Source organism: Bradyrhizobium sp. (genome assembly GCF_049581145.1).
In the GTDB taxonomy this organism is placed as follows: domain Bacteria; phylum Pseudomonadota; class Alphaproteobacteria; order Rhizobiales; family Xanthobacteraceae; genus Bradyrhizobium.
This window is the reverse complement of sequence record NZ_JBAURI010001278.1, coordinates 1-2257: the sequence shown is the minus strand read 5'-3', so window position 1 is coordinate 2257 and position 2257 is coordinate 1. Positions and strand designations below refer to the sequence as shown.

The following is a 2257-nucleotide window of genomic DNA, read 5'->3' as shown; positions in this document are numbered from 1 at the left end:
GAGCAGAGACGCTGGCAAGGGCTGTGGCGTTTGCGCACGAGGCGGCGGTTGCAGGCGATGTGGTGCTGCTGGCTCCGGCTTGTGCGAGTTTTGATCAGTTTGAGAATTATGAGCAGCGCGGTCGGGTGTTCAAGGAACTGGTCGCGTCGATTTAGTGGTTAGTGGTTAGTGGTTAGTGGTTAGTGGTTAGTGGTTGAAGGTGTTGCGATGGCGAAGCGGGTTGGCGTCGATAAATGGTTGTTTGGTACGGTGCTGCTGCTGGTGCTGTTTGGATTGGTGTCGGTGTTTTCGGCGTCGGCCGTGATTGCGAAGGCTACGCTGGGATCGCCGTATGCGTACGTGATGAAGCAGGCGGGATTCGCGCTGGCAGGGATGGTTGCGCTGTTTGTGTTGATGCGCGTGGATTATAGGAAGTACAACAATCCGAAGCTGATTTTTCCGTTGATGGCGATCACGGGGATGCTCTTGCTGGCGGTGTTTGCGTGGGGCGGGATGAATGGTGCGCATCGGTGGGTGCGGATTCCCGGGTTAGGCACGCTGGAGCCGTCGGAGATGGCCAAGCCGGTCATCGTGTTGTTCCTGGCGTGGTTTCTCCAGACGCGGATCCACACGATCGATAATGTGAAGGAAACGATTCTGCCGGCGGTGATTCCACCGCTGCTCTTTGTCGGGCTGATTGTGCTGGAGCCTGATTTAGGTACGGCGCTGGTGTGCGCGGCCGTGTTGATGCTGATGCTGTACCTGGCGGGGTTGCAGATGAAGTGGCTGGTGGCGGGAGCGGCGGCGGCTTCGCCCGTCTTGTATTACCTGCTGTTTCATGTGTCGTGGAGAGCCAGGCGCATGCTGGTGTTTCTGCATCCGGAGGCCGATCCAAAGGGCGCTGGATTTCATATTATGCAGTCGCTGATCGCGGTGGGAACGGGCGGAATTCGGGGGCTGGGATTGATGGAGGGGCGGCAGAAGCTGTTCTACCTGCCGGAGCCGCACACGGATTTTATCTTCGCGAACATCTCTGAGGAACTGGGGCTGCTGGGCGCACTCTGCGTGCTGGCGGCGTTCTGCATCCTGGGGTATCGCGGGCTGAAGGCGGCGTTTCTTTCGACTGATCCGTTCGCGCGGTTCCTTGCGTTTGGGTTGACGACGGTGATCCTGGTGCAGGCGTTCTTCAACATGAGCGTGGTGCTGGCGCTGTTGCCGACGAAAGGAATTCCACTGCCGTTTATTTCGTCGGGCGGAACGAGCGTGTTTGTGACGCTGGCGTGCATGGGCGTGCTGCTGAATGTGACGCGCGAGATTGATTGATGGCGGAGCGAGTTAGCGGGACGAGCTTGCGGGTGATGATTGCTGGTGGGGGGACGGGCGGGCACGTGATTCCGGCGCTGGCGATTGGGCGCGAGTTGCGCGATCAGCATGCGGCCGAGGTATGGTTCGTGGGGACCGCGCGGGGGCTCGAGACGCGGCTGGTGCCGGAGGCGGGATTTCGGCTGGAGCTGGTGCGGTCAGGGCAGCTGAAGAATGTGAGCCTGGCGACGCGTCTGCGAACGACGGCAGATCTGCCGCTGGGCGTGGTGCGGTGCGTTTCATTGCTGCGGGAGTTGAGGCCGCAGGTGGTGCTGGGGGTGGGTGGGTATGCGAGCGGGCCGGCGATGATTGCGGCGCTGCTGTTGCGGATTCCCACTCTGGCGTATGAGCCGAATGCGGTGCCGGGGATGACGAATCGGGTGGTGGGGAAGCAGGTGAGCGCGGCGGCGGTGAACTTCGGGCAGACGGCGAAGTACTTTCGCAACGCCGAGGTGACGGGGGTTCCGGTGCGGCCGGAGATCTTTGCGTTGCCGGAAAGGCCGGTGGGCGCCCCGCTGTGCCTGCTGGTGACGGCCGGGAGCAATGGGGCGCTGGTGTTCAACGAGACGATGCCGTTAATTGCGGCCCGGCTGCTGGAGGATGTGGCGGGGTTGACGATTGTGCACCAGTCGGGGCCGCGGCAACTGGAGGCTACGCGGGCGGCGTATGCAGCGAGTGGAGCAGATGCGGCGCGGTGGAGGGTGGAGGCATTTCTGACGGATATGCCTGCGCAGTATGCGGCGGCGGATGTCGTGCTGGCGCGGTCGGGAAGCACGGTGGCGGAGTTGTGCGCGGCAGGGAAGCCGTCGCTGCTGGTTCCGTTTGCGGGGGCCGCGGATGATCACCAGCGAAAGAACGCAGAAGTGCTGGTGGAAGCGGGAGCGGCCGAAATGTTGTTGCAACGCGATGTCACACC

At 62.3% G+C, this 2257-nt stretch carries 2 protein-coding genes; both read left to right on the top strand.

Translation table 11 applies throughout. From position 1 onward, the window contains the following. Positions 1-207 precede the first annotated feature (207 nt). Entirely contained in the window at positions 208-1302 is a 1095-nt protein-coding gene (ftsW, locus tag WCB02_RS40545) for a putative lipid II flippase FtsW (protein ID WP_423968274.1), read from the top strand. Beyond that, a partial coding sequence (locus WCB02_RS40540; RefSeq protein ID WP_423968271.1) for a UDP-N-acetylglucosamine--N-acetylmuramyl-(pentapeptide) pyrophosphoryl-undecaprenol N-acetylglucosamine transferase occupies positions 1302-2257 on the top strand: 956 nt, incomplete at its 3' end. The genes ftsW and WCB02_RS40540, both read left to right, overlap by 1 nt.

Excerpts from the sequence above, each read along its gene's own strand:
- ftsW (WP_423968274.1), top strand. The coding sequence starts at position 208 with ATGGCGAAGCGGGTTGGCGTCGATAAATGGTTGTTTGGTACGGTGCTG.